The sequence below is a fragment of the Streptomyces katrae genome (assembly GCF_000966975.1).
GTDB classification, from domain to species: Bacteria; Actinomycetota; Actinomycetes; order Streptomycetales; family Streptomycetaceae; genus Streptomyces; species Streptomyces katrae.
On the sequence record NZ_JZWV01000082.1, the window covers coordinates 1 to 3,824 of the forward strand.

General features: G+C 76.0%; 1 protein-coding gene and 2 pseudogenes. 2 read left to right on the forward strand and 1 reads right to left on the reverse strand.

Going from position 1 to position 3,824, the window contains the following annotated elements; translation table 11 throughout:
- Both hemG and hemQ read left to right on the forward strand, forming a co-directional pair.
- Positions 1–1,380 (forward strand): annotated as a pseudogene (hemG, locus tag VR44_RS42210) (protoporphyrinogen oxidase); the annotation flags it as partial.
- A gap of 23 nt (positions 1,381–1,403) precedes the next feature.
- Positions 1,404–2,117: a hydrogen peroxide-dependent heme synthase gene (gene hemQ, locus VR44_RS04440; RefSeq protein ID WP_042813891.1), complete on the forward strand. Its 714-nt coding sequence runs from the start codon at positions 1,404–1,406 to the stop codon at positions 2,115–2,117.
- Positions 2,118–2,234: 117 nt separating this feature from the next.
- On the opposite strand, the pseudogene VR44_RS42215 reads toward hemQ, so the two are convergent.
- Positions 2,235–3,824, reverse strand: a pseudogene (locus tag VR44_RS42215) (alpha/beta fold hydrolase); the annotation flags it as partial.

Below are 3,824 nucleotides of genomic sequence, written 5' to 3' on the forward strand. Positions count from 1 at the left end.
GCCTCCTGGAGGCCGGCGCGCGCCTCGGCGGCAAGCTGTACGCGGGCGAACTCGCCGGCGCCCCCGTCGACCTCGGCGCCGAGTCGGTCCTCGCCCGCCGCCCCGAGGCCCTGGAGCTGGCCCGCGCGGTGGGCCTCGGCGACGACCTCCAGCCCCCGGCGACCGCCACCGCCCGGCTCTGGACCCGCGGGGCCCTGCGCGACATGCCCCGGGGCCATGTGATGGGCGTCCCCGGCGACCAGGAAGCCCTTGCCGCCTCCGGCGTGCTCTCCGCCGAGGGCCTCGCCCGGATCGCCGCCGACACCACCCTCCCGCCCACCGAGGTCGGCGAGGACGTCGCCGTCGGCGAGTTCGTCGCGGCCCGGATGGGCCGCGAGGTCGTGGACCGGCTGGTCGAACCCCTGCTCGGCGGGGTCTACGCCGGCGACGCCTACCGCATCTCGATGCGCGCCGCCGTCCCCGCCCTCTTCGACGCGGTCCGCTGCCACCCCACCCTCACCGACGGGGTCCGCGCCCTCCAGCAGGGGGCCGCCGCCCGCGCCGCCGCCGAGCGGACCACCGTCACCGGCGCGGCCGCGTCGGGCGCCTTCTTCGCCGGGATCTCCGGCGGCATCGGCCGCCTCCCGCTCGCCGTCGCCGACGCCTGCCGGGCCGCCGGGGCCCGCATCCTGACCGGCACCGCGGCGCGCGGGATCACCCGTACGCCCCAGGGCTGGCGGATCACCACCGACGGCGAGGCCCTCGACGCCGACGGCGTGGTCCTCGCCACCCCCGCCGGCCCCGCCGCGCGGCTGCTGGAAGGACTCGCCCCCGAGGCCGCCGCGGGCCTGCGCGAGGTCGAGTACGCCTCCATGGCCCTGGTCACGATGGCCTTCCGCCGCTCCGACCTGCCCCCCGCCGTCGCCGACGGGAGCGCCAGCGGCTTCCTCGTACCTCCCGTGGACGGCCGCACGATCAAGGCCTCCACCTTCTCCAGCAACAAGTGGGCCTGGTCCGGCGCCGACCCCGGGCTGTTCCTGCTGCGCACCTCCGTCGGCCGCCACGGCGACGAGGGCGACCTGAAGCGCGAGGACTCCGAGCTCGTCGCCGTCTCCCTCCGAGCTCGTCGCCGTCTCCCTCGCCGACCTCTGCGAGGCCGTCGGCCTGGCCGCCCGGCCGGTGGCCTCCACCGTCACCCGCTGGGGCGGCGGCCTGCCCCAGTACCCCGTCGGCCACCTCGCCCGCGTCGCGCGGATCCGGTCCGCCGTCGCCGCCCTGCCCGGCCTCGCGGTCTGCGGCGCCCTCTACGACGGGGTCGGGATCCCCGCCTGCATCGCGAGCGCCGGGAAGGCCGCGGACGCCGTCGCCGCCTCGATGGCCACCCCTGGCACCGAGCACTGATCAGCACACGGGACAATGGACACATGACTGCACCAGAGAAGATTCCCAACGCGGGGAAGAAGGCGAAGGACCTCAACGAGGTCATCCGCTACACCCTGTGGTCCGTCTTCAAGCTGAAGGACGTCCTGCCGGAGGACCGCAGCGGCTACGCCGACGAGGTCCAGGAGCTGTTCGACCAGCTCGCCGCCAAGGACATCACCGTCCGCGGCACCTACGACGTCTCCGGCCTGCGCGCCGACGCGGACATCATGATCTGGTGGCACGCCGAGACCTCGGACGAGCTGCAGACCGCCTACAACCTGTTCCGCCGCACCAAGCTCGGCCGTGCGCTGGAGCCGGTGTGGTCGAACATGGCCCTGCACCGCCCCGCCGAGTTCAACAAGTCGCACATCCCGGCCTTCCTGGCCGACGAGGTCGCCCGCGACTACGTCAGCGTCTACCCGTTCGTGCGCTCGTACGACTGGTACCTGCTGCCCGACGAGGACCGCCGCCGCATGCTCGCCGACCACGGCAAGATGGCCCGCGGCTACCCGGACGTGCGCGCCAACACCGTCGCCTCCTTCTCCCTGGGCGACTACGAGTGGCTGCTGGCCTTCGAGGCCGACGAGCTCTACCGCATCGTCGACCTCATGCGCCACCTGCGTGCCTCCGAGGCCCGGATGCACGTCCGCGAGGAGGTGCCCTTCTACACCGGGCGCCGCAAGTCCGTCGCCGACCTGGTGGCCGGGCTCGCCTGATACCTCCCCTGGGGGGAAGGACCGGAGGACGACCGCGCTCTCGCAGAGGAGCGGCCTCCGGTGGATCGGGAGGTTCTGCCCCCGAAACCGACGCAGCCGGAGATCCCGCCCGGAAGTTCAGACGAGCGGCGGCAGCAGCGCCCTGGGAGCGCTCGCTGCCCCCTCGTCCAGTGTCACCGGTGCGGGCTCCGGATGCGGCGCACACGTCACGCGCCACCCCGGGGTGGTCCCTGTCAGCAGGTACCGCTCCACGTGCCCGTCCACGCACGCGTTGCGTCCCCCGGCCACCCCGTGGCTGCCCGCCGCCCGCTCCGTGACCAGCGCGGCCCCGGCGCCCAGCCGCCGCTGGAGTTCCAGCGCACCCCGGTACGGGGTCGCGCCGTCCCGCTCCGCCGCCACGGTCAGCGTGCGGGGGAGCCGCTGCCCCGCCGGCAGCTCCCCGACCGCGACCGGCCGCTGCCGCTCGCGCACCGGCCAGTCGGCGCAGGGCAGGTTCAGGAAGGCGTTGGCCCAGGTCTCGAAGGGGCCCGGCGGGCCAGTGCGGTGTTGTCGCGGTCCCAGGTCTCCCAGTCGGCCGGCCAGGGCGCGTCGTTGCAGAGCACCGCCGTGTAGACGGCCGTCGCGTTGGCCGCCTCCTGCGCCACCGCCGGATCGCGGGCCGCCTGCCGGGTGAGGGGGGCCGGGTTACCGCGCAGGTACGCCGCCAGGGCCGCCGCGCGCGCCGGCCACACGTCGTCGTAGTACGCGGTCTGGAGGTAGGCCGCCTGGAGTTCGCCCGTACCGACGACCCCGCCCGCCGGGGTGCGGGCCACGGCCGCGCGGACCTTCTCGTAGCTCTCCTGCACCGCCCGGGCGGTGCTGCCCAGCCCGTACACCTCGTGGTGGCGGGCGGCCCAGGCGCGGAAGTCGGCCCAGCGGCGCTCGAACCCCCCGGCCTGGCCCAGGTTGTCGAGGTACCAGACGCGCCGCGGGTCCGGGTCGACCGCCGAGTCGAACACCATGCGCCGCACCCGGTCCGGGTGCCGGGTGGCGTACACCGCGCCGAGGTAGGTGCCGTAGGAGGCCCCGAAGAAGCTCAGCCGCCGCTCGCCGAGGGCGGCCCGCAGCACGTCCAGGTCGCGGGCGTTGTTCAGGGTGGTGTACTGCGCCAGGGCGTCCCCGGCGTGCCTGGCGCAGCCTTCGGCGTAGGCCCGGGCGGCCGCCAGCCGCTCCTGTTTGTACGCGGGGGAGGGCTCGGCCGGGACCTGCGTCGGTCCCTGCGGCCGCTCGGCCGGGTCCTGGCAGGTCAGCGGGCCGGAGCGGCCGACTCCGCGCGGGGCGTAGCCGACCAGGTCGTAGGCGGCGGCGATCCGGGTCCAGGCGGGCCGGCCGGCGAGGAGGGGGAAGTACGTACCGGAGGCACCCGGCCCGCCGGGGTTGAACACGAGCGCGCCCTGCCGGACGGCGCCCCCGCGGCCGGAGGCGGCGATCCGGCTGACGGTGAGGGAGATCTGGGGGCCGTCGGGGCGGGCGTAGTCGAGCGGGACCCGCAGGGTGGCGCAGCGGACGGGGTCGGGCAGCTCCTTCGACGGCCGGGCACGGCAGGAACTCCAGCGGCCCGCCCGCCCCGGCCGAGGGCGGCCGGGGCATGGGACGGGTCACGGGACGGCTGCCCTGCGTCGGGCGGGTGCCGGCCGCCGGGGCGCCCTGTGCCGGAGTCCCGGCGGC

What these genes read in the sequence shown, in the direction of transcription:
- hemQ (WP_042813891.1), top strand. Translation starts at nt 1,404, where the DNA reads ATGACTGCACCAGAGAAGATTCCCAACGCGGGGAAGAAGGCGAAGGAC.